Origin of the sequence: Streptomyces sparsogenes subsp. cuspidosporus, from assembly GCF_039532705.1 — a bacterium.
Lineage (GTDB): Bacteria > Actinomycetota > Actinomycetes > Streptomycetales > Streptomycetaceae > Streptomyces > Streptomyces sparsogenes.
In genome coordinates, this window is the sequence record NZ_BAAASD010000010.1 from 62,377 (window position 1) to 84,741 (window position 22,365).

Annotated in this window: 10 protein-coding genes; 3 read left to right on the forward strand and 7 right to left on the reverse strand. The window is 68.8% G+C overall.

Going from position 1 to position 22,365, the window contains the following annotated elements; translation table 11 throughout:
• The first annotated feature begins 7 nt into the window (after nucleotides 1-7).
• The gene (locus ABFY07_RS14905) at nucleotides 8-1,045 is read left to right on the forward strand and encodes a CBS domain-containing protein (RefSeq protein ID WP_346175060.1); all 1,038 of its coding nucleotides are present in this window, start codon (nucleotides 8-10) and stop codon (nucleotides 1,043-1,045) included.
• Nucleotides 1,046-1,066: 21 nt separating this feature from the next.
• On the opposite strand, the gene pglZ is transcribed toward ABFY07_RS14905, so the two are convergent.
• The 5 genes from pglZ to ABFY07_RS14930 form a co-directional block, all read right to left on the reverse strand.
• Nucleotides 1,067-3,997 (reverse strand): BREX-2 system phosphatase PglZ, encoded by a 2,931-nt coding sequence (gene pglZ / locus ABFY07_RS14910; protein ID WP_346174967.1) that lies wholly within the window; start codon nucleotides 3,995-3,997, stop codon nucleotides 1,067-1,069.
• Nucleotides 3,998-4,016: 19 nt separating this feature from the next.
• A complete protein-coding gene (gene pglY, locus ABFY07_RS14915; RefSeq protein ID WP_346174968.1) occupies nucleotides 4,017-7,958 on the reverse strand; it encodes a BREX-2 system ATPase PglY in 3,942 nt (1,313 codons plus the stop codon).
• 240 nt (nucleotides 7,959-8,198) lie between these two features.
• Complete coding sequence (locus ABFY07_RS14920) at nucleotides 8,199-8,423, reverse strand: DUF397 domain-containing protein (protein WP_346174969.1); 225 nt, start codon at nucleotides 8,421-8,423, stop codon at nucleotides 8,199-8,201.
• Between the two features lie 91 nt (nucleotides 8,424-8,514).
• Complete coding sequence (locus ABFY07_RS14925; RefSeq protein ID WP_346174970.1) at nucleotides 8,515-8,718, reverse strand: DUF397 domain-containing protein; 204 nt, start codon at nucleotides 8,716-8,718, stop codon at nucleotides 8,515-8,517.
• A complete protein-coding gene (locus ABFY07_RS14930; RefSeq protein ID WP_346174971.1) occupies nucleotides 8,715-9,599 on the reverse strand; it encodes a helix-turn-helix domain-containing protein in 885 nt (294 codons plus the stop codon). Before ABFY07_RS14930 ends, ABFY07_RS14925 begins: the two co-directional genes overlap by 4 nt.
• A 190-nt stretch (nucleotides 9,600-9,789) precedes the next feature.
• Here ABFY07_RS14930 and ABFY07_RS14935 point away from each other — a divergent pair, with 190 nt between their 5' ends.
• Nucleotides 9,790-10,446 carry an ATP-binding protein gene (locus ABFY07_RS14935; RefSeq protein ID WP_346174972.1) on the forward strand — a complete coding sequence of 219 codons (657 nt, stop codon included), beginning with the start codon at nucleotides 9,790-9,792 and terminating at the stop codon, nucleotides 10,444-10,446.
• 3 nt (nucleotides 10,447-10,449) lie between these two features.
• On the opposite strand, the gene pglX is transcribed toward ABFY07_RS14935, so the two are convergent.
• Both pglX and pglW read right to left on the reverse strand, forming a co-directional pair.
• On the reverse strand, nucleotides 10,450-14,040 hold the full coding sequence (gene pglX, locus ABFY07_RS14940; protein WP_428836933.1) for a BREX-2 system adenine-specific DNA-methyltransferase PglX: 3,591 nt from the start codon (nucleotides 14,038-14,040) through the stop codon (nucleotides 10,450-10,452).
• Between the two features lie 164 nt (nucleotides 14,041-14,204).
• Nucleotides 14,205-18,959, reverse strand: a complete 4,755-nt coding sequence (gene pglW / locus ABFY07_RS14945) for a BREX system serine/threonine kinase PglW (RefSeq protein WP_346174974.1) — start codon at nucleotides 18,957-18,959, stop codon at nucleotides 14,205-14,207.
• A gap of 322 nt (nucleotides 18,960-19,281) precedes the next feature.
• On the opposite strand from pglW, the gene ABFY07_RS14950 reads away from it, so the two are divergent.
• The gene (locus ABFY07_RS14950) at nucleotides 19,282-22,320 is read left to right on the forward strand and encodes an AAA domain-containing protein (RefSeq protein ID WP_346174975.1); all 3,039 of its coding nucleotides are present in this window, start codon (nucleotides 19,282-19,284) and stop codon (nucleotides 22,318-22,320) included.
• The last annotated feature ends 45 nt before the right edge of the window (nucleotides 22,321-22,365 follow it).

Genomic DNA, 22,365 nt, shown 5'->3' on the forward strand with positions numbered 1-22,365 from the left:
TGTGGCGATGACCCAGACGCCGTCCGAAGAACAGCTTCGTGCGCTCAAGGGCGAGAAAATCCCTGTGAAAGACCTCCTCGCGCTCTTCGGGACACGGGTGCGAAGCGATCAGGCCGTGCTGTTCATCACGGAGACGCTGAAGGACGCCGGCCTCTCCACCGTTCCCTACTTCGCCAACTGCAACGGCCGGGCCGATGTCCACATCGTGCCGATCGAAACCGTCGCGGCTTCGGAGGAGGAGCCGGACGATCAGGAGGAAGAGGAGGAGACGGATGGGCTGACGCCCGGAGCACTGCCTCCGCACTCCTTCCGGATCGGGGATCTCCCGGCCGCGTCCGGCGGGGTCGACTGCGTGCCGTCGAACGCACAGGTCACCACAGCCACCTATCTCATGCGCACCAAGAACTACTCGCAGGTGCCCGTCATCGACGGCAGGACGACTCTGCACGGCGTCGTCACCTGGAGCTCGGTGGCCAAGATGTATGAGACCAACAGAGCCATCACCCTGGCCAACGCCTTAGTGGACGACCCGCCGATCGCCGGCCCCCGTCAGGACTTCTTCTCCCTCCTGCCGATCATCTGCGAGTACGGCTATGTGCTCGTGAGGGACAACAGCGGCCAGTTCACCGGAATCGTCACAGGCGCTGATATCACCGAGCGTTTCGACGCGACGGCATGGCCCTTCTTCGTGGTGGGAGAGATCGAGTTCCGGCTCCGCAAGTGCCTGGGGGCGGCCCTCGAGCCCGACAACATCCGCGCGGTGCAGCGGAAGGGCAAGAAGACCGGTCAGATAACCGACTTGATGTTCAACGGCTATGTGAAACTCCTCGACGGCCACCAGCAGGACCCGGCTCTTTGCCCCCTCGCCGACCAGAACTGGCAGGCCCTTGGGTGGACCGGGGTGGATCGCACCCAGTTCGTGCACCAGCTCGACCGGGTGCGGGCGGTCCGTAACATGATCGCGCACTTCGATCCCGAACCGCTGTCCAAGCGGCTGAGCGACGAACTGCGCCAGTTCGTAGGGCTGCTCCGGCAGCTCACCTGACGCCGGTCGCCGCGGGGCCGGTTACGCCAGCTCGAACTGGTCCCGCAGCAGACCCGCGTGCAGCCGTAGCGTCCGCCCGTCCGGCAAGGTCTCCAGGACCTGCACACCGTCGTGGTTGAGCAGCTGCCGCAGCACGGCGGCGAAGCCGTCGGCCGCCCTGGTGGCGGGCAGCCCGATGCGCTGGGCGAGAGCCGTCACGGGGAGCGTGCCTCCCGCCTCCAGCAGCGCCCGTACGGCCTTCTCCACCCGAACCAGCTCCGGCGGGCGGGGCCTGCGGGCGAGCAGCTCCACCTGGGCCTCGAAGATTTCGGAGGACATCAGGCCGCTGACCAGCGCTTCGTCCGGCGAGACCGGCTTGGCGGAGAGCAGGGCGTCGTCCCCTTCCGCGGGGACCAGCACCACGTCGAAGAGCGAGTCGTGGCTCTTGGCCAGCTCGGCCTCCTTCTTGGCCCGGCCGGCCGGCTTCTTCGTGGGCGCGGCGGCCGGGACAGGCCGCGCGGGTGCCGACTCGACAGCGTCCGGGGTGAGCGACCACCACGGCGGCTGCTGGCTGCCCAGTTCTCGCCAGCCGCTCGGCGGCTCGGCGCCGAAGGGGAGAAAAGCGAGCACCGGGATGGCCACCTCGGCCAACGCGGCCCCACCGTGATAGCCGGCCTTCTGCGAGGTGTAGCGGGAGTCGGCGTCCCAGAGCGCCACGATCCGGCCGTCAGGCTCCGGGGCGGCCACGCGCGGCCCCGAGAGCAGGATCTCCGTATCCGCGAGCGGGCCCCCCACCGCACGGTGCCGGGCCGATTCCACCCGGTCGGGGTCGGTGTCGACCCGCACCCCGTGCCTGTCGACGACATGGCCGTGATCGCTGGTGAGAATCACCGCCCGGCCTTGGGTGGCGGCGAAACGCAGGAGGTCCAGGAGCCCTCCTATCTCGCCCAGCCGCCAGGCGCCGTCACCGAGCTTCTGCTCTGTGGCGAGCCGGTCGTCGATGGTGTTGAGCACCACGGCGACATGCGTACGGTCACTGACCAGGGCCTCGTGCAACGCGGGGCCGAAGGGAGCGCCGCTGGTCTCGCCGCGCAGGTCGTCCTTGTGGAAGACGGCGGCCTCCTCCTCACCCCAGAAGCGGTGCTCGGGGAAGAGCCTTCTCTCGTCGGCCTGGGTGCCCCTCATGAGCCGGGCGGCGAACAGGGAGGTCCGCGACACGGCCGTGACGGTGGGCAGCGCGGCGGCCATCGCCCGGCGCCGCGGAGTGTCCTTCGCCTTGGGCAGCGGGTCGTACTCCACCCAGTGGTCGCGCAGTTCCTCGCCGAGCTGGGCGGCGATGGCGGCGCTCATCCCGTCGAGGACGAGAAGCAGCACCCGGCGCTTCCCCGCCTTCACGACGGGAGCGACGACCTTGGGCAGGAAGGTCTCCACCGTCAGCATGTCCTCCGGGGGCCTGCCGCCCGCCGTCCAGGCGGCGAGCGACCGGGCGAAATGCCGGTCGATATCCCGGCGGACGGCCCGCACGGAATCGCCGAGGGCGTCGTAGGCCGACTTCAGCGTCGGGTCCGGGTCCCCACCCGCCTCGATGTGATCGAGTGCCAGGTCCACCCAGCCGGTGTCCGCGACATGCCGACCGATGCCCGCCCGCACACTCTCGCTCTCCAGCTCACTCCCCACCGTCGGTTTCGTGGCGAGCCACTGGGTGAGCCGCTGCGCCATGCGCGTTCGCTCGATGCGGGGACGGGCAGCGGGGTCGGAGGCCAGCCGGTGGTCCTCCAGCGCCTTCACCGCCTGCGCCAGCCGCGCGGGCTGGCCCGCCACAAGCGCCTCCCCGACGGCGGTGAAGCGGGCCTCGAGACCCGCGTCCAGCAAGGGACTCTTGCGGATGGCCTGCTCCGCCCCGAGCTGTCGGGCAAGCGTGGCCGCCCGGTCGCGTACGGAACCGGAGAGGCGGCGCGCGGTCGCCGCCGACTCTTCTTGGACCGACCGCCCGGTCAGCAGTAGCCCCGTGACGAATTCCTCGCAGGACCGCCCGAAGGCTGCCACCAGCGCGTCGAGGGCCCGCTCCTGAGCGGGCGGCTCCTCCCCGAACCAGCGCTCCGCGCGCCCTCGGGCCCGGTAGTTCTCCGCGCCCGCCGCCGCGTCGTCATGCCCCCACAGCGAGGCGCAGACAAGACCGAAGGCAACGGCATCCGGCCCGTGTTCGGCCTCGACCAGGGCCAGCAGCGCCCGCCCTGCCTGCCCCGCCTGGTCCGACTCGCCGAGGAATTCCCGGATACCGGCACGCTCGGGCGCGCGCAGCGCCAGATAGCGGTCCGGGCCGCCGGACGCGAGCGACCACCTCAGCAGGGTGTGGATGTCGAGTGCGTCGCTGTTCGCCGAAGGGGTGTGCTGGTCACGGTCCGGGTCGTAGCGGCCGATGCCGAGCCGGCGGAGCGTGAGTTCGCTGAGTGCCTTGTCCCGCGACAGCACACCACCCGGCAGGTGAGGCCAGCCACCCGGCGGGGTGGCGTCCAACAGCGCCTCGGCGGCCCAGTTCTCGTGGACCAGCCGACGGTCGGTGCTGATCGCCCGGAAGGTCTCCCGGACGACGTCCCAGGTGTCCACCGCGTTGACACGGTGCCGGTGCACCTTGGCCAGCAGATCCGGCCCGAGTTCGGCCTCCTCCCGGTCGGTGAGGACCACCAGCACGTCGGGGCCTGACGCCGAGGGCGTCTGGTGCGCCAGCACCAGCTCGTACGCGGCGAGCGGCGAGGGCGCGACGGCGACGGACGCCTGCCGCCGTTCGCCCCACGTCAGCTCGGCCGGGCCGTCCCACGTCGGCGCGGCGCGCAGCAGCACGGCCCGGCGCTTGTCCGGGGTCAGACCGCGCTGCGATGCCAGGTACTGGGTGATGGTGGCGGCGTTGAGCCGTACCGCGCTCGTGGTCGTCACCGAGCTTGTGGTCGTCACCGCGCTCGTGCTGGTGGTCACCGCGCACTCCTCATTCCGCTCATTCCACGACCCGCCAGGTGATCTCGATGGTCGCGTCGGGCTCGGTGGCCGTCAGTTCGTCCAGCTCGGCCCGAAGCTGGGCGATCGCCTGGGACGCCTTCGCCCGCCCGCCGCCCGAGCGGCGCACCGCGCGCTGGCCGGGCAGCGGGTGGTTGGTGGACACGGGCGGCCGGGCGGTGTCGCTGCTCAGACTCACCTCATCGGGCGTGGTGAGCTGGGCGGCCGGGGGCGTGGGGGCGGGCGTGGCCACGGGCGGCTGCGGCCGGGCGGACGCCTGGCTGCGCTCGATGACGGCGACGATGGACTTCCGCGCGTTCCGCAGCGCGTCCTCGAGCCGCATCGTGTGCTGATCCGCACGTGCCGCGCCGCGCAGCTCCTCCAGCACCGCCTCGCCATGGGGCCCGTAGTTGGGCGCGAGCTTCAGCATGTCCCAGGCCGCAACGACCAGCGCGTCCGCGACGGCCTTCGCCTGCTTGATCGAGGCCCCGTAGCGGCCGGGGGACGCCTCTCCCAGGTCGAAGCTGGCGAAGGCGGTGATGACCTGCTTGGCCGCCGCCGTACCCCCGACCGAGCCCTGGGAGATGCCGTACAGCTGGGCCAGCAGGTCACGTGAGCGACGAGCGAGGGTGAGCCTGCTCGTCGCGGATTCCTCGGCTCCGTCCAGGCCGAGCAGCCCCGCGTGCTTCTCCAGCTCCTCGACGAGGGTGTCCACATGCGGCTTGTAGTCGCGGGCCTTGGTCGTGATCTGCCGGGCGAAGTGGCTGACCAGCCGGCCTCGGCGCAGCTTCGGGGGCTGCTCGCCGAAGATGTCCCAGAACCGGCGTCCCGCCTCCTCCCAGACGGATTCCTCCGGCAGCGGCTGGGAGCGCAGGGCGTCCTGGGGCTTGATCGCCGACAGCTCGGGCGCGGGGTCGAGCAGTGAGCCGGCGCGCACCCATACCCGGTCGTCCATCTCCGCGTAGGAGGCGATGACCAGGTTGGCCAGGAAGGGCTCCAGGCCCATCGGCTCGGGCCGGTCGATCCACTCGGCGAGCTTCACCACGCTCAGGTCGCCCGGGCCCCCGTCGGTGCGCGCCTGCAGGTTGAAGTGGTCCACCCAGCGGCTGGAGAGCCGGAAGTAGACCTCCTTCTGCTGGCCGAGCCCGAGCGGGGCGGCGATCCGCCGCATCCACACCCGGTCCTTGGAGGGGACCTCGACCTGTCGCTCGGCGGACTCCGCCGCCGTCCGGATGTGGGTGAAGACCGTACGGGCGTTGGCGGGCGTCACTGCGATGTTGGTGCCCTCGGGGTCGAGGTCGGGGTGCGCGGGGAACTGGTGCGCCAGCAGCTTCTTCACGATGTGCCGGGCGCCGTCGGCCAGCGTCTGGCCGATGGAGACCTTGAGCTCGGGAACATCGCGCAGCGACTCGAAGTGGTCGTCGAAGGACACGTCGACATCGGTCGCCTTCTTGTCCGCGCAGCCGTACGCCTGCTTGAAGGCGGCCTTCACCGCCTTGGTCAGGGACTCCCGCTGCTCTTCGAGGAGCACCCTGGCCCGTGCCCGGTTGTCGGCGTTGAGGTGCTGGGCGTAGTGGGTGTCGAAGCGACGCTGATCGGCCAGCGCGTAGTCGATGACGACCAGCTTCTGGAAGTCCTTGTACCGGGCGGCCGACAGGTAGGAGGGGATCCAGCCCACGGTCCGGGGCCCGGTGCCGAACTGCTCCCGCAGGCCGCGCAGGCGGTTGACCGCCTCGACGGAACCGTGCTCGCTCTCGTGGTACGGCAGGTCGATCACCAGCCGCCACAGACCGTCCTGGCTCGGGGAGAACTCATGGTCGGCCATGTTCTCCTGGTCGTTGACATCCCCGATGACGACCTCGGCCGTGCGGTTCGACCCGCGCCAGACGAGCGTCAGCTCGTCCGAGCCCAGCCGCTCGTGCACTTCCAGACCCAGTTCCTTGGCGAGCAGCCGCTTGGCGAGGGCCCGCCGGTTGGAACGGTTGTTGTTGACGTTGGCGTTGGCGATGACGGAGTCGACGTCCACCCCCGCCAGTTCGAGGCGTACGCCCGGGTTGGCCTTGGTGCCGGTCGCCTTGATCTCGACGAAGCGCGTGGCCCACTCGTCCACCTTCGCCTGGATGAGGCCGACCTCGGCCCCGGGGATGGGGGAGAGGACCGAGCCGTGGTTCAGCGCGCCGAGCCGCCGGATGGTGAGATCGCGGAGGGCGGGCACACCGGGGGCGAGGGCGGACAGCAGCAGCGTGCACATCAGTCGGTTGTCGCCGACGAAGCCCCTGCAGCGGCCGAGGAGCTGCTGGTCGGTGATCGTCTCGCGGCGGTGCTGGTAGCGCTCGATGTCCTCCTCGGTGATCTCGTACGTCGCGAGGAGGTGGGGCCGCAGTTTGGTCCGGTACAGCTTGTCCGCGACCTTGAACTCGACCTTAAGGCTGTCCACGAAGGGCTTGTCGCCGCCGTCGGCGATGACCGGGTAGAGGTCGCCGAGGGGGATCAGGTTCTCCAGCGTCGCGTCGTCCCGGTGGTTGGCGAGCAACTGGCCCATGAGCTTGAGGCCGGTGCGGGAGCGCTGGAGGGCGGAGGAGATGTGGACCAGGGTGTCCATGAAGGCGGGGGAGAAGGGATACGTCAGCCGGAACGACTCCTCGTCCGCCCCGGTCGTCGCCTCGTCCGAGCCGAGCAGCACGTCCCAGATCTGCGGCCCGACCCGCTTGATCTTCGCGAAGGCCGCGTCCAGCTTGGCGGCGGCCTCCGCGTCCTTGGGCTTCAGGAGGCGCGCGTGGGCGATCTGGGGGAGGTTGCGGTCCTCCAGCGTGATCTTGTCGAAGCGGCCGGAGGCCAGGTTCAGGCTGTCCTGGATCGCGGTCTCGGCCGCGCCGGAGGTCTCCTCGCCGACCAGTTCCCGCAGGTCGCGCTGGCGGGCGATGAAGGAAACGATGGGGATGGCGCGGCGCGAGTCGGCGCCCTCGACGAAGTTGGTGATCTTGTCGGTCTCGCGGGAAACGAACTTCTGGTCGTGGATCCGGTTGGCGAGCCACAGGATCAGCTCGTCCATGAAGAGGATCAGTCCGTCGTAGCCGAGCGACTTCGCGTGCTCGGCGATGACGGCCAGACCGGCGTCGAGGGAGATGAAGCCGTGCTCGTCCTCGGCGGCGTTCCTGGCGAACCCGGGGAACCAGGTGACGCTGGCATCGTGCACCAGCTTCGCGCGTAGCTCGGCCGGGGTGCTGGGGTTGACGAGGTTGAGGTTCACCTCGCCGCCGTCCAGCTCCTCGGCGGCCAGAGCGGTGTCGAGAAGCTCCGGGGTCCAGGCGAACGGCTCGCCCCACTCGTCGTCGTCCTCGTCGTCGGCGGTGGCCCCGGGGGTGGGGGCGTCGGCCAGGCCGGCGATGAAGGTTTCGTCGCCGACGCGGCGGCGGTGGGAGCGGATGTCCTCGAAGAGGGCGTCGGTCCGGTAGACCTGCGGGGTCGGGGCGTCTTTGTGTAGGGCCTTGACGTGGCTGACGTATCCGCCGAGGACGCGCTGCTCCAGGGACTTCGCGCCGAGCATGTGGTACGGGACCAGGAGGAATCGCTTGCCCTCGGTGGACAGCCACTCGTGCTTGGCGAGCACCGGGTCGAAGTCCCCGCGGCTGCGGACGGCCGGGTCGCCTCGGAGGAGGGCGTGCAGCACGGCCATGAAGTGGGACTTACCGGAACCGAAGGAGCCGTGGAGATAGGCGGCCTTTGAGGTGTGGCCGTCGAGGGATGCCTTGATGAGGCTGAGGGCCTCGTCGAAGTTCTCCAGGAGGCGCTCGGTGACGACGTAGTCGCGGAGGGCGCGGGCCGCCCCCTCCTCGGTGACGGCCTCGGCGAGCTTCAGAACGAAGTCGGAGGTCGAGATCGACGGCTTGATGTCGATCACGTCGCGGAGCAGTGGGGCCGTGCCGGTGGCGTTCGGGGCCATCTGTGTCTCGCTTCTCCTGGTTCCTGCGTCCTGTTGTTACGTGGGCCTGGACAGCAGGGTCCTCCCCCCTGGCCGGGTGCCGTGATGGTCACGGATTGATTCCATGTGGTCCCGGTGTGTTGTCGTCAGTCGTCGCGCGGACGGCTGTGGCCCGCCCCCGATCGTAATGGTTTGCGTATGGGAGAGGGTGAGCGTGCGCGGTGAGCTGGATGCGACTGGGGGGAGCGGCGGGATGGACGACTACAGGTTGTCGAAGTCGCCGGCGGCCATTCCGGCCTTGAAGGCCTTCCACTCGCCGCAGGTGAAGCAGAGGTGGGGGTTGGAGGGGTTCTTGGAGTCGCGGACGGCTACGCCTCCATCAGGAAGGGCGGCCAGTTCGAAGCACTGGCCGTTGTTGGCGGTGAAGCTGCTCTTCTGCCAGGAGAGCGAGGCGGGGTCGATCGCGTAGAGGTCTGCCTTCTCCATCAGTCAGAGTTCCTCCGTCCGTGGGTGGCCCTTGCGGGCGGGATGGTGCGGGCTCTGGGCTGTACCGACGAGGATGGGGTGGGGGGCTGGCTCAGCGCAGGTGTGTGATGAATGCGGACCAGGCCGCTCGATTGACGCGTATGACGGGCCCGGCTGGGCGCTTGCTGTCCCGGACATGGACGAGTTCGGGGAGGTTGTCCGCGATCTCAACGCACTCATTGTTGCCACCGCTGTACGTGCTCCTACGCCATCTCGCGCTAGATGAGTTCGCTGCTATGTGGTGGGCGCTCTTCACGCTCTGTGCTCCTTGGCCCTGCGACGGATGATGGCACGGGACTCCATCGGAGAGAGCGCAGATGTGCGTGCAGCGCCGAAAAGGTCTTGGTAGCGGGCGACCTCGGCCTCCTGCTCGAACCACGTGGAGCCGGTTGGGTTGTCCGCCAGCACGACGTCGAGTGCCCCCTCCTCGGGAAAACCGAGCACTACGTACGGCCCGAACATACTCGCATGTGCTCCCCGCGCGAACGGCAGCACCTGAATGGTCACGTTGCTGTTCTCGGAGAGGTCCAGTAGGTGCTGTAGCTGTGCCTTCATCACCTCAGCCCCGCCGACCTGTTGGAGAAGCACGGCCTCTGAGAGAACCGCCCAGACTTGCAGAGGGGTGTCGCCAGTAAGGCGTTCCTGCCGAGCCAGACGCACCTGGACGAAGGCTTCGATCTCGTCTGCGGTCTGCCACTGCTGCGATGCAACGGTGACAGCTCGGATGTACTCCGGGGTCTGAAGCAGGCCGGGAACGAGCTGAGCCTGAAACGTGCGGATGGAACTGGCCATGGCCTCCAAGGCGATGTAATCGCGGTAGGTGTCGGCGAGGACTGAGCCGTACTGGTTCCACCAACCCTGCCTGCGTCGGCGATTGGCCTTGCGCGCCAGCGCAGCCAGCCGCCCTCTCACCCCGGCATCAGTCACGCCGTACGCCTGCAGCATCGCCGTCAGATCCGGGAGCCGCACCGCCACCCGTCCGTTCTCGATGCGGCTGATCTTGCCCTTGGTGCAGTCGAGGGCCTCGGCGGCTTGGGCCGTGGTGAGGCCCGACGCGTCTCGCAACCGCTTCAGTTCATCCCCAAGCTGGCGGCCGAGAACGGTGGATGGGGTCGGGCTGGTGCTCTTCGCAGGCATGTGTACAGCTCTAGCAAATCGGCGGTGACGGCGGGCTGAGATTAACCCGGAAGAGGGAAGATTAGCATGATGCCGGTTGGCAACGTTGCAGATTCGCGTGGCGCCTTGTCATTCTGCTGGGTATGGACATCGGCGTCCTGAGGCTGTCAGCCCTGGGATTCCGGGCGAACTTGACCTCCTGGGGGCCGACATGGCTGCACCGAACGAAGTCACCTTCCGGCTGTCCCGTCGTCGCAGCAGCGTTGGACGGGCGCGGGCCCTGTTGTACGCCGCACTGGGCGAGTGGGGCGTCGGGCAAGATGCGAGGGAGACGGGTGAGTTAGTCCTCTCCGAGTTGGTGACCAACGCGCTGCGGGTGCGTGTACCGCGTGACCGACTGGTGGGCGTACGGATCGCATGGCTGGCGGAAGAAGGCTTGCTGCGCCTGGAGGTCAGTGATGCTGGCGAAGGAAAACCCGAGGTGCGGGCGCCTTGCGAGGACGAGACAGGCGGACGTGGACTGCTTCTGGTGGAGGCGCTGGCTCATCGCTGGGGGTTTGAGCAACGCGCCTGTGGGATCGGTAAAACGGTCTGGGCAGAACTGAAGGCCCCGCACCTCGCGCCGGAACGCGACGGGACCGAGATCGCTGCGGTGGCGGTCCGTCCAGGTCAGTGCGTGCGGGTGCGAGACGCGTGGCAGGTGGTCCGGAGCGTGGGCACTGAGCGGTCCGCGTCGGACTGCGGGCAGACCGTCGTGCTTGGGCTGGATGACGGCTCTGCGCTGCGGATCGATACCACCGCGCCGCTGACTGTGCGGGACGCCGGTGTCTCCTCCCCGCAGGGAGGCGGGGAGGAGACACCGGGGTAACGATCAGCTCTTGGCCGCGCGCCGGCCACGGGTGGCCGGGGCGGGCCGCCAGGCCCGCAGGTCGTCGTCGGTGAGACCATGTTCACCCTGCTGGGTTGCGCGGTAGCCCGCGAAGAAGGCTGCGGGAGAGCTGCCGTAGAGCGGATCGAAGTCGTTGTGCCATTGATCGAGCCACCGCTGCAGTTCCAGCAGGCCCGCGAGCAGCGGCGTCATCTCCTCGGAGGACAGCCCGTCGTGGTTGGTGAAGTACGTGGCGAGCGCCTGCGCCTGCTCCCGGTGATCCCAACCCGCCCAGCCGAACAGCTTGGGCGTCCCGGAGATCGCACCGGTCGCGTACGAGATAAACCGCTCCTTGGGCACGTCCAGCTTGCCTCGGGCACGCCAGTAGGACGGCTTGAGGAAGTCTGCTGAGGTGTACTTGGGCGGCACGGGGATCGAGTCCCGGATCTTCCGCTTGGTGGGCTCATCCGGGGCGGCGTCTTCTTGCCGCTGGAGGTCCCAGACATGCTCCCAGTCGGCACGTTTCTTGAGCGCGGCGGGCTTGTAGCGGAGCGCGGCGAGGAACGGCACGTGCTCGTCAGCGAGGAGGTCAGCGACGACGGTCGCCAGCTCGGTGCGGGGCGCGTACAGCTCCGCGACGGATACGAAGTCCTCATCGAGGGAGAGGGCGGAGGTGAGCTGGTCGCGGGTGAGGATGGTCGGCTGCCCGTCCGGGAACCACAGCTCGCGGTTCTCCATTCGGTCCAGCAGCCAGGACTTGAGCGCGCGCTCCTGGAGTACGTCCCACCCCTCGGTCGCCCAACGGCGCTTGTATTCGGGGCGCTCGATCATCCCGATTGCGCGGGAGGTCTCAATAACGTCTATGCGCTTTTGGACGACGGCCTTGTAGGCATCCGGCCAGTGGGCAGGCAGTTCAGTGATAGGTGTGGAGTTGTGGCGCTTAAACCACTCGCCGGACGCTTCTCCCTTCTCGACCCGCCGAGCCAACACGATCTCGAAGGCACGCTCGCCAAGGGCGAGTTCGGGAACTTCGGTTTCTGGGGCGCGTAGGTCCTCAGCGTGCAGTGCGTAGAGATAGTAGACTTGCCAGTCCAGTTCCTCCTGCAATGCGATCATCTGGGAACGGATGGATGCCCAGTTGGTGCGAAATTCGCGGAGGGAAGAAGCATCCGGTGCGGGTGTCCCAGATGCAGTCAGTGCTGAGGGGCTAACGATGCCAAGATTTCGGGCGAGAGTGTCCATGGCAGAGCCAAGCGCGGTGGGATAGCTTGCGGGAAGGGGGAACCCCTCCAGCTTGGTTCCGGTGAACTCGAATCGGTGCTCCCAAAGTTCATCAGAGATGCCGCCACCGATGCCGCCGTTTCCTTTAGACTGGCTAACCTGCTTAAGCCAGAAGCATGCGGTGGAGCTGTTGAGCAGTCCTAGTAGCTGCAGGTGGTCCTCCTGGCTCGATTCCTTGCTTAGCTTGATGACAGGGGCAGATTGTTTGAATACCTTTCCCCCTCTATCCAACACGAACTGATTATGTGTGGAAACGGTCGCGAATGCGATGGAAAGTGGAACCCGATATCTCTCGGTGAAGAACATGGAGTACTCGAACCAGGAGAGGCCTCTTGCGATTTGCGTTTTGCCGAACGCTACACGGGTGCGAAGTTGGACTTTGAAGGGCCACAATGTGCGTTCAACGGCCGTGGGGGCCTCGGCGGTGAGGTCCTTGCTGGAGTAAGGCCAAAGCGACATCGATGGATCCAAGATGAGGTAGTCTCGGATCTCGGCGCCTGCCACAATGGGGCGTTGGTGCGTGGACGGTACACCTTGGCGACGGAGTGCTCCACCGCCAAGTTCGTAGGCTTCGTGTTCACGCGGTACCGCGCCAGCCCCGATATCGTCTATGGTGTCACCCAGTCGATTCTGTTTAACTGATTCGATCTGCTCGATGAGTTCGAGCCCGCCGTCAAGGAGAATCCAAGGGTGTTTCTCAAAATAGCGATGACGGGCGAGGTTGTCTACCGATACCCATTGGCTAAATGAACCCGGCTTGTCGATCTGGTCGACAATGGCTCTCCAGACGAATCCCTCGCTGGCCCTATCCGGTACCTTCGGCTCGCCTTGAATGCTACGCACTGTGCGGACCATCTCCGGGCGCCCGCTACCCGCGCGGCGTCTGCCGATCAAAATGACTGTCGGAGTTCCATGATCGGGGATGTAAGCGCCTGAGGTGTCGATAACCTCGTTCAGTTCAATCTTGTGTGCAAAGTACTCTTCGATCAATTTCGCGCCGAACCCTTGCTTCATGAAGGAGTTCGCTGTAATTTGGCCAACCATTCCATACCCGCGCCCATCGGCTCTTCCCGCCTTTGCCAGTTGAAAGAAGCGCTCAGCGAACGGCACTGACAAGGCGTATGTGCCCGCGCAGGATGCGTACAGCTCTCTATACAACGCGTTCAGCTTCTTATCCTTGACCGTGATGTAGGGCGGGTTACCCACCACCACGTCATACCGCCCCTGCTCGAGAATCCCCGGATACTCGTGCACGTCCTCCGTCGCATACGAGAACTCCGCCAGCGGGTCCCCCGACTCCTCACCCAACAGCGTCAGCTCAAGCTGTCGCGCCTTGATAAGCGAGTCCCCCACCGCCAGGTGAATCGGCCACTCGTACCTACCCGCCTCCGCCAGCGTCCGCATCCCCGCCGCCGCCATCCCAGCCACCAGCAACCGGAACCGCGCAATAGCCACCGCAAACGGGTTGATGTCCACCCCGTGCACCGCGTTCAGCGCATCCCGCACCCGCTCATGCACATCCCGCCCCGGCTCCCGCTCCGCGAACAGCCGCACCATCCGCCGGAACGCACCCAGCACAAAGTGCCCCGAGCCACACGTCGGGTCGATCATCTTCAGCTCGCCGAACTTGCCGCCCAGCTCCCGCACCACCGGGTCCATCGTCCGGTCGAGGATGAACTCCTCCACGAACTCCGGCGTCTGAAGCAGCGCATACGTCTTCCGCGCCGACTCCGACAGCCACTGGTACAGGTCACCCAGGAACCGGGTGTCCCACCCCTCCGTACCGTCCTCATTCAACGGATCCGTGAAGTCATGGGCCAGCCGATCCCCGTCGTCCCCCTCACCCCGCTCACGCCAGAACTCGACCAGCGCCCGAGCAGCGTCATGCGACAACGGAATCTGGTACAGGGGATTGCGCCGCTTGTCGAACAGCAGCTTCCCGGCCTGCCCGGCCCCCAGCTCCTCGAACGCCCGCTCCAGCCAACCCCGGTACGTCGGGTCCGGATCCTCCTCCACGTACTGTGCGTACCGCGCCTCTGCCAGGTCCCGCCGCTCCGCGTCAGGCCCCGTGAGGTACGGCTCCGCAATCAGCCGGTTGTCCTCGCAGAACCGCACGAACACCGTGCCCAGTACCCACGCCACCGCGACCTGCGTGACCCGCTCGTCCAGCCACGCGTTCCACGTCGCCGCCGTACGCCCCAGCTTGCGCGCCTCGTCGTACTCCGCCCGCAGCCGGCCCGCGACCGAGTCCGCCGCGCGCAACTGCTCCACTCGGTCCGCCGACAGGTCATCCTCAGCCAGACGCGCATCCAGCCACGCACTCCACCTCGGAGTCGCCGGATCTGCTTTGCTCGCCTTCTCGTACTCCTGCCGCAGCGGCTTGAGGACCGACTCCCCCTCCTTGACCTGCTTGGCGAGGTCCACCTCGATCGCCTTGACCTGCTTGATCAGGTCGGCTCGCAGCGCGGCAGCATCAATCACTTAGTCTCGTCTCCCCTGATCCCCGTTGTCCCCATTGCCTCAACAGCATCAGCATCAGCATCAGCGCCAGCACCGGCGCCGAAGCCCCCACTCGCGCCACCACCCGCCGCCGACCACTCGGCCCGGTGCGCGTTCGCCACCCACGAATCCGGCAGCTCGACCCATTCTCCCAACCCCGCCTGGTACGGAACAGCCACCGCGCCCAGCCGAGGCGGTCGCGCCGGGTCGTTCTGCGGGCACAGGAGCCACAGCCCGCGCCCCCCGTCCCGCGCGACCTCGGCGAGCCGCTCCAGCACCGCCATCGCGTCGTACCGCGCGAACGCGCCCGCGTCCGTGAGCAGCACAGGAGTCCCAGCCGCCCCCCGGGCCCCCGACACCAGCTCCCGCAGCCGGGGCTCCACCGCTCCCCAACTGGTCCGCGCGTACTCGGCGAACCGCATGGCCGCCTTCGATCCCGGCTCCGCGCCGTCCGCGCGCAGGATCGTCTCCCACGTCGGCTTCGGTCGCGGGTCGACCTGCTCGTGTAGGGCCCGCAGGAAGAGATCGGTCACCGATACCACCTCGGCGCCGAAGCGGTCCGAGGCCAGCTCGCGCACCGCCTGGCCGGCCACCACGGTCCGTACGGTCAGCACCCGGAAGCCGTCCCGGCGGGCGGAGGCCAGCAGCCGCTCCTCGGTGACCGCCGCGTCCGCGAGCTGCGGGTCGTCGGAGTAGCGGTGCGCGGTGAGGGTGCCGGTGGCCTGGCGGGCGGCGTCCGACGAGAGGTAGGAGGAGTCACCGTCCGGCTGGCGCGGGATGTAGCGGAGCGTGCCGTGGCCCTCGCGGGTCTTCAGCTCCAGGTCGAAGCCGGCGTCCCGCAGCGCCCGTGTCAGGGGGCCGCCGGTCGGCAGCGCGTGCCCGCGCCGCTCGTTCAGCAGCTCCGGGAAGCGCGACCGTACCCGCTCATGGATGTCCTTGGGCGTGAGCCCCGGCTGCCGCTCATCAGGCAGACCCGGGATGAGCGGTACCAGTCCTGCCTGGGTGAGGCGCAGCGCCCGCACGAGCGGGAGATTACGGGGGTAGATCTCCAAACGGGGCGTCGCTGCGGCGTGGCGCGAGGCGGCGGCGGCGATCTCGACGATGCGCCGTTCGTCCCACTCCACAGTCGTGCTCGGAGGAGGAACGGCGCCCAGCTCCGCGAGCACCGTAGTCGCGGTCGGCAGGGTGTCCAGTTTCGCCAGCCGGTCGGCGACCTTGCCCAGCTTTTGGGCGTAGTTGAGCAGGCCGGGCCCGGACGGGGTCTCGGGGGCGTCGTCCGGGCCGACTTCGAGGGCCAGCAGGCCGGCGCCCATGCCCTCGTCCGCCGCGTTGCGGTTCGGCGCGTGCTGGAACTCGGCCTCGTCCGGTACGAGTTGCTCGACCTCCACCACCGCTCGCACGGCGGCCAGCGCCAGCGCCCGGCGCTGCTCGCGCTCGGGAAGCTCGGTGCCGCGGCGCAGCGCGAGGGCGTCCGCGATCTCCGCCGCGGAGGCGACCCGGCCGAGGTTACGGAGAAGCTCCAGGATCTCGGTGCGCAGCACCTGGACGGCGGGATGCCGCTTCCAGCGGGTGCGCTGGGTCTTCAGCATCTGGGGGATGCGGCCCGCCGACAGTCCCAGGGCGCTCGCCACGTCCTTCTGCTTGGGCCAGACACCGATGTCGGGCAGCGCGCCCCGGTCGTCGGGGATCCGGAGCAGCAGCCGTACCATCTCGCACTCGTTGCGATTCGTCCCGTCCTTCTTCAGCTCCGGGACGAAGATCGTGGCCAGTGTGTCGAGGCTGACCCTGCGCAGGGCACGCTCGGGTAGCCCTTCCGCGCCGCCGCTTTCCGCCATCGCGTTCGCGAGCGCGGCTTCGGCAACCGACAGTTCATCCTTGGCGGCCTTGCGCCCCTCGGGAGTGAGGGGGGTGGCGGGCTGCTCGGCGAGCCGCTGCCGCCACTCCTTGATGCGGCGGAGGACTTCCTTGCGGGTCTTGGCGCCCAAGCCGGGCGCGTTGACGAGCTGATGGCGGCTGTAGTCGAGCAGACCACCGACATCGTTGACGCGCAGGCCGTAGACGAAGGACTGGGCGGCGGGGCTGAGCCCCGAGGCCGAGATGGGGGTTTCGCGGTCGGCCTGGGCCGCCAGCCGATCGCGCTGCTGCTCGGCGCTCTCCTCCTCAGCGGCGGGGATCGGGGCGTCCTGCGCTTGCGCCGCTGCCTCTCCGGGCGCGTCCGTGCCGCCGGGCGCAACAGCGGCGGGCTGGCGGGAGCGGCGCGACGACGGCTTCGCCTCGTCCATGGCCAGGAAGATCCTCTTCCAGGCGTCGCGCATCGGCTTGAGGTCGGGGAAGCGCTGTGCCGCGTCCCGGTGCAGTGCCCGCCGGAAGAAGTCGACCAGGCCGTCCCTCACCGCCGGGTCGAAGGCGTCGGCCGCGATCTTCGGGTACGGCTCCTTCTTGGCGTCGGTCTGGCGCGGCGACACCTTTCCGTCGCCCCACACCGGAAGCTCGCGCGAGGCCATCTCGTGCAGGGTGACGGCAAGGGCGTACCGCTCGGCGTGGCTGTCGTACACCGAGCGCTCGGTGAGGGTGCCGATGAAAGGGTCCAGATAGCCGTCCGTCCCGGCTCCGGTCTCCTGGACGGGGTAGCCGGCCAGGGAGAAGTCGATCAGCACCAGCTCACGGGTGCGGTTCGGGCGGATGCGGATCGCGATGTTGTCGGGCTTGATGTCGCGGTGCCACACCCCCTCGCCCTCGAGGAAGTCCACGGCGCCGAACAGGTAGTCGCCGTACGCCTCGAGCTGGTCCACGGACAGGCGGCCGAACTCCCGGAGCTGCCGGGCCACGGTTTCCTCGCGGCGCCTGCTCTTCCGCTCGCCGGGCGCGGGGGGCTCGCCGTCGGCCTCGCGCTCATCACCGACGTACTCCATGACGAGGACCGTGCGGCCGCCGATGCGCTGCGGCTCCGGCTCGATGAGACGGATGATGCGTGAATCGGGGCGCAGCCGTCCCATCACCTCGGCCTCGCGGGCCAGCATCTCGCCACGGCTGTCGGAGATGGCGACCTTCAGCACCGCCAGGGTCTTCGAGAAGCGCACGTCCGGGCCCGCAGCCAGGTCCCGGACGAGGAACGCGCGACTGGTGGACCCGGTGCCGAGGCGGCGCCGGACCTCCCAGCGGCCGGCCAGCACGTCGCCCGCGACCGCTTCCAGGGGGTCCTTCTCGGGCGCGGCCGGCCGTATGGGCTCCGCGGGGGCGGGCTCGGTCAGGACCGACTCGACGACCTCGAGCATCTCCAGGAAGTCGTCGACCGAGTCCAGGCGGTCGTTGACGTGGTAGGCGGTGGCCGCCTGGACCAGCTCGTCGATGTACTCCGACAGCCCGTCCACCACCGCGCTGGGGCGCAGCCCCTCGCCCGCCTCATAGCGGGCCAGCAGCTCGGCCTGGCTGGCGGCCGGGGCCTTGCCGGTGGCCAGTAGGTAGGTGAGGACGCCGAGCCCGTAGATGTCCAGTGCGACGGGGTCGGCCTTCAGCGCGGTCAGTTCCGGGGCGAGGTACGGATCCGCGCCTTCCGCGAGGTGGGCGCCCGCACGGGAGAGTGTGGTGGGCGCGAAGCGCTCGCCGCCGCTCGGCGCGCCGGTCCCCGGGCCGCGCTGGACGGCGACCTGCCAGTCCGAGATCTGCAAGTACGGGCTGAGCCAGCCGGCCTCCTCACCGTCCGTGCCCGCCGCGCGCCCCCGGGGGCGGGGCAGTACGTGGATGGCGCGGGCGGCGAGGGTGCGGTGGTAGATCCGCCGGCCGTGTGCGGAACGCACGGTCTCGGCCAGTTGCCGAACCAGGGCCATGCGGCTCAGGATGTCCAGCTTCTCGCCGTACTGCGCCAGATACTCATCCAGGCGCAGGGTGCGCGGATCGAAGTCGAAGATCAGCGCCGGCCCGGCCGAGTGCCCGGAGGGGTCGTACTGCTTCAGCTGTACGACACCGGGGTGCCGGAAGCGCCGCAGCACGGCGGCCTCGCGCCGCGCCGCGCGCTCCACGGAGGCCCGCAGCTCGGCGTCCGAACCGCGCTCGCGCAGATAGACGCGGATGCGGGCGGCCTCCGGCAGCTCGCTGTGCCGGGCCAGATAGTCGGCCCAGGTCGGGCCGGAGTCGAAGGACTTGCGGTGCAGCAGATAGGGGCCGACCTTGTACTCGGCGTCACTGCGCGCGATGCCCACCCGCTCCAGGGCGGACGCGATGCGGCGCGACCGCGTCCTGTCGATCCGCCGGCGCTCCTCGCGCGGGGGCTCGGCCAGCATCTGCGCCAGTTGGTGGACGGTGTAGAGGCCGTGCTGGTCGTGGGCGGGCAGTCGGTTCCGGAGCGAGGAGTCGGTGAAGCACACGGCCTCCGACACGTACACCCGCTCGCCCTCCTGGGCCAGAAGCCCGGCGAGTTCCTTGGCCTTCTTGTTCGCCAGGTGGAGCGGGTTGCCATGGGTGATCTGCCGTCCGCTGGGCTGGGTCTGCAGCCAGGTGCCGTTACGGGCCTCGACGGAGCCGTGCCAGTCCTTCAGCTCGATCAGGTACACGCCGCCGGGGGCGACGACGAGCAGGTCCACTTCCCGCACGTGGCCGCTGTGCGCGGTGAAGGTGAAGTTCGACCAGGCACGCCACGGATCGTTGTCGGGGAGCTTCTCGCGGATGGCCTCCAGCCCGCGGCGCTCGTGCTGGAACTCGGATTCGGTGACCGTGACCCACCGGCCGTCCCGCATGCGCCATCCCCGCTTCGCGTCGATCTGTACTGATTGGGGCTGCTCGGCAGCAATATTCCCGGCTCAGATCGTATCGGGTACCGGAGCTGGGTTCGGAGGCTTCGTGGCATGGGGGGCTGGGCCGGTTCCATTTCGGGGAGCGGTGGGGCATCGGATCGCCGAAGGCCGAGACGTATGGGGTTGCTCGTCCCGTTCGTGGCGGTATCTCGCTGGCGCGCTTTCGGTGGTGACTCAAAGATGTTTGGATCGCACGCACAGTGGTCGCACGGGCGGTGGGAGAAGCGGGGGCGTGTGCATGACGGGGATCAAGCAGCCGTATCCGGTGGCGGAGCTGCTCGCAGCGGTTCGCGCGGAGATCCGGGCCGAGCGGCGCGGCGACGGCAACGACGCGCAGAAGGTGTCCCTCTCCAGTGGTCGGCCTGTCTCGTCCTCCGCGGGGCGATTCGAATACATCTTCACGTGCAGGCGGTGGAACGAGTCGCTCGACGGTACGTCCGTGCTTGTGAGGGCCGCCCGCTCCCGCGGCCCCTGGGCGACGGCGGAAGTGTCCCGTATGCCTGACGGCAAAGTGCGGCTCATCGCCACCGAGGCCCTGGGGAAGCCCGTGCCCAACGTCCAGATCCGGCAGGACGACACGGCCGGCCTGACCTTGGTGGCCGAGCGACTCGAAGCGGTGGGGCAGGCCGACAGCCCGGTGCGCGTGGAGAGTGCCGGCTGGATCATCGGGCAGGGCAACCCTGTCGTCGTCCGGGAAACCGATGCGGCCCGTTGGGTGTCCAACTGGCAGGGCCTGAAGCTCAACCCCCGCCAGCGGCTCGCCGTCGAGCAGGCCCTCGCGAGTCAGATTCTCTTCCTTTGGGGACCGCCCGGCACGGGAAAGACCGATGTCGTCGGGCACATCGTGGAGGGCTGTTTCCGGCAGGGGCACACCATCTTGTTCCTGGCACCGACGAAGGTCGCCGTCGACCAGGCGCTGGAGCGTATGTGCGATCTCCTCAAAGCGCAGGACGGCTTCGCGGAAGGGCTGGTGCAACGCGCGGGGGACATCGAAGTGCCGTCCCTGCGTGACCGGTACGGCGAATTCGTCGACACCGCCCAGATCACCGCCCGGATCGCCGTTCAGCTGGATGAGGGCCTCACCCAGGCGACAGAGGCGTTGAAGACCGTGCGGACCGCGATCGCCCTGCATGACGACGTCCAGTCCTTGGAGCAGGCGCTCGCGGCGGCCCGTACGGCTCGCTCCGCGGCCGTGACATCGAAGGAGGCTGCCGGAAAGGACGGGCTGCGAGCTGAAGCCGACGCGGCGCGGCTCCGCCTCAAGATCGGCCAATTGGGGGCCCCGAGCGGACTGTTCGCAAAGCGGAAGGAAGCCCAGCTCGCCACCCTGCGCGGCGAACTCGCCCAGGCTGAGGCGTCGGCCCGGAGCGCCGCCACGCAGGTCGCGGACGCGGAACAAGAGGCGGGGCAGGCAGCGGCGGCCATTGGTGAGCTGACCGGGCAGCTGGCCGGCGCTCGGGCCAGGCTGGCCGGGGTGGCGGCGCGCCCGGTGCTCTCCCGGCAGGCCGAAGCCCTGCAGAAGCAGATCGACGACCTCGACCAGCAGCGCAGGAAGATCCACGACACCGTGCGTTCGCGGTGCCGTGTGATGGGTGCCACCGTCGCCAAGGCGGTCCAGTCGCGGAAGCTTCTGGATCGTGTGGATGTCGTCGTCATCGACGAAGCGGGAATGGTCGATCTTCCTTCCGCCTGGCTCGCCGCCGGCCTGGCGGGTAAGCGCGTCGTCGTCGCCGGAGACTTCCGGCAACTGCCCGCCGTGACCAAGGGGGAGGGCGACCAGAAGGCGACGGAGCAGGAGCGCGCGCACTCCCGGCAATGGGCGGCCCGCGACGCCTTCCACGCGGCCGGTCTCGTGACCGCGTCCGGGGCGGTCTGCCAGGATCCGCGGCTTGTCGCTCTGGACACGCAGTACCGCATGCGCGAGCCGATCTGTGCCCTGGTGAACGTCGTCGCCTATCCGGACGCGCCCCTCGCCACGGGTCGTGACGACCGCAGCCGCATCCCCTTCAACCCGCTTGTCGACGCGCCCGTCATCCTCGTCGACACCTCCAAACAGCGCATCCCCGGCCCCGACCACAAGGCCAACACGGTGAACGAGGCCGTCGTGCACGAACTCGTACGCGGACTTCAGTACGAGGGGGTGCTCCCGGGCCGGAAGTGGGAGAACGTCGCGCCGGGCGAGCGCGCGACCGACAGGCTGGGCGTCATCGCTCCCTACCGGGCGCAGGTCCAGGCCCTGCGGGGCAGCCTCAAGTACCGGTTCGGTGAGGAGTACGAGGGGCTGGTCGACACCGTCCACCGGTTCCAGGGCAGCCAGCGCCCGATCGTCGTACTCGACACCGCGGTCGGCGCGGGCAGGGACCCGGGCTTCTTCTACCGAGGGACGGGCCTGTCATCCCATACGTGCCGTCTTCTCAATGTCGCCCTCAGCCGGGCCCAGGACCATCTGATCGTGGTGGCCGACGTCGACCACCTGCGGCAGCACCTCGCACCGCACAGCGAGGCCCGGGCCATGCTCGACCACCTGGAAAGTCACGCGCAGCTGATGTCGGCCGATCAGCTCGTGCCCACAAGGGACGCCGCCCAGCTCTCCGCCCTGTCCGAGGAGGAACTGGCACGGCCCGCCTTCTTTCCGGCGGACGAGGTGTACCAGGCGGTGGAATGGGACATCACACGCGCGGTCAGGAGCATCGAGCTGTACTGTCCGTTTCTCGATCCGCAGCCGGTCCGTAAATGGTCGGCTCTGCTGGGACAGCGCGTCGCTGAGGGCGTCAAGGTCGTCGTGTACACAAGGGCCGCCGAAGAGCAGCGGGAGGAAGCCGCCGCTCAGCGTCATCAGCAGCGGATCGACCAGCTCAGGGCGGTGGGCTGTGAGGTGGACTTCCGGGAGCGCATGCACGAGAAGGTCCTCATCCTCGACGGCTCGGTGCTCTGGCACGGGTCGCTCAACCTGCTCGCCAACACCGGCCCGACGGATCTGATGATGCGGTTCACAGACCCCACGTCATGCGAGCGGGTCAGCAGGGTCATCGAGCGTGCCCGCAAGGACCGCGCGGCGTGGAACCCGCGCGCAGCGGGCGGCCACAGCGGCAGGGAGCGCGGCGCGGCCGAGCCCGCGACACCCTCGCCAAGCGGAATCTCGCCCGGCGATGTCGTCGACGGACGTCTCTATCTCCAGGTCTCCTACGAAGAGAAGGACGAGGCGAAAAAGGAGCTTCGCGCCAGATGGGACGCGCGGAACCGCTTGTGGTATGTCGACGCGACACGCGTCAGCCGTCACCAGGCGAGCCGGTGGCTCCCCTGAATCCGCCCGCCGGGGAAGAAACCGGCCGTGTGGCAGGACAGAGCG

Excerpts from the sequence above, each read along its gene's own strand:
- ABFY07_RS14920 (WP_346174969.1), bottom strand. The coding sequence starts at position 8,423 with ATGGAGAAGGCAGACCTCTACGCGATCGACCCCGCCTCGCTCTCCTGG.
- ABFY07_RS14905 (WP_346175060.1), top strand. The coding sequence starts at position 8 with ATGACCCAGACGCCGTCCGAAGAACAGCTTCGTGCGCTCAAGGGCGAG.
- pglY (WP_346174968.1), bottom strand. The coding sequence starts at position 7,958 with ATGGCCCCGAACGCCACCGGCACGGCCCCACTGCTCCGCGACGTGATC.
- ABFY07_RS14930 (WP_346174971.1), bottom strand. The coding sequence starts at position 9,599 with ATGCCTGCGAAGAGCACCAGCCCGACCCCATCCACCGTTCTCGGCCGC.
- ABFY07_RS14935 (WP_346174972.1), top strand. The coding sequence starts at position 9,790 with ATGGCTGCACCGAACGAAGTCACCTTCCGGCTGTCCCGTCGTCGCAGC.
- pglW (WP_346174974.1), bottom strand. The coding sequence starts at position 18,959 with ATGCGGGACGGCCGGTGGGTCACGGTCACCGAATCCGAGTTCCAGCAC.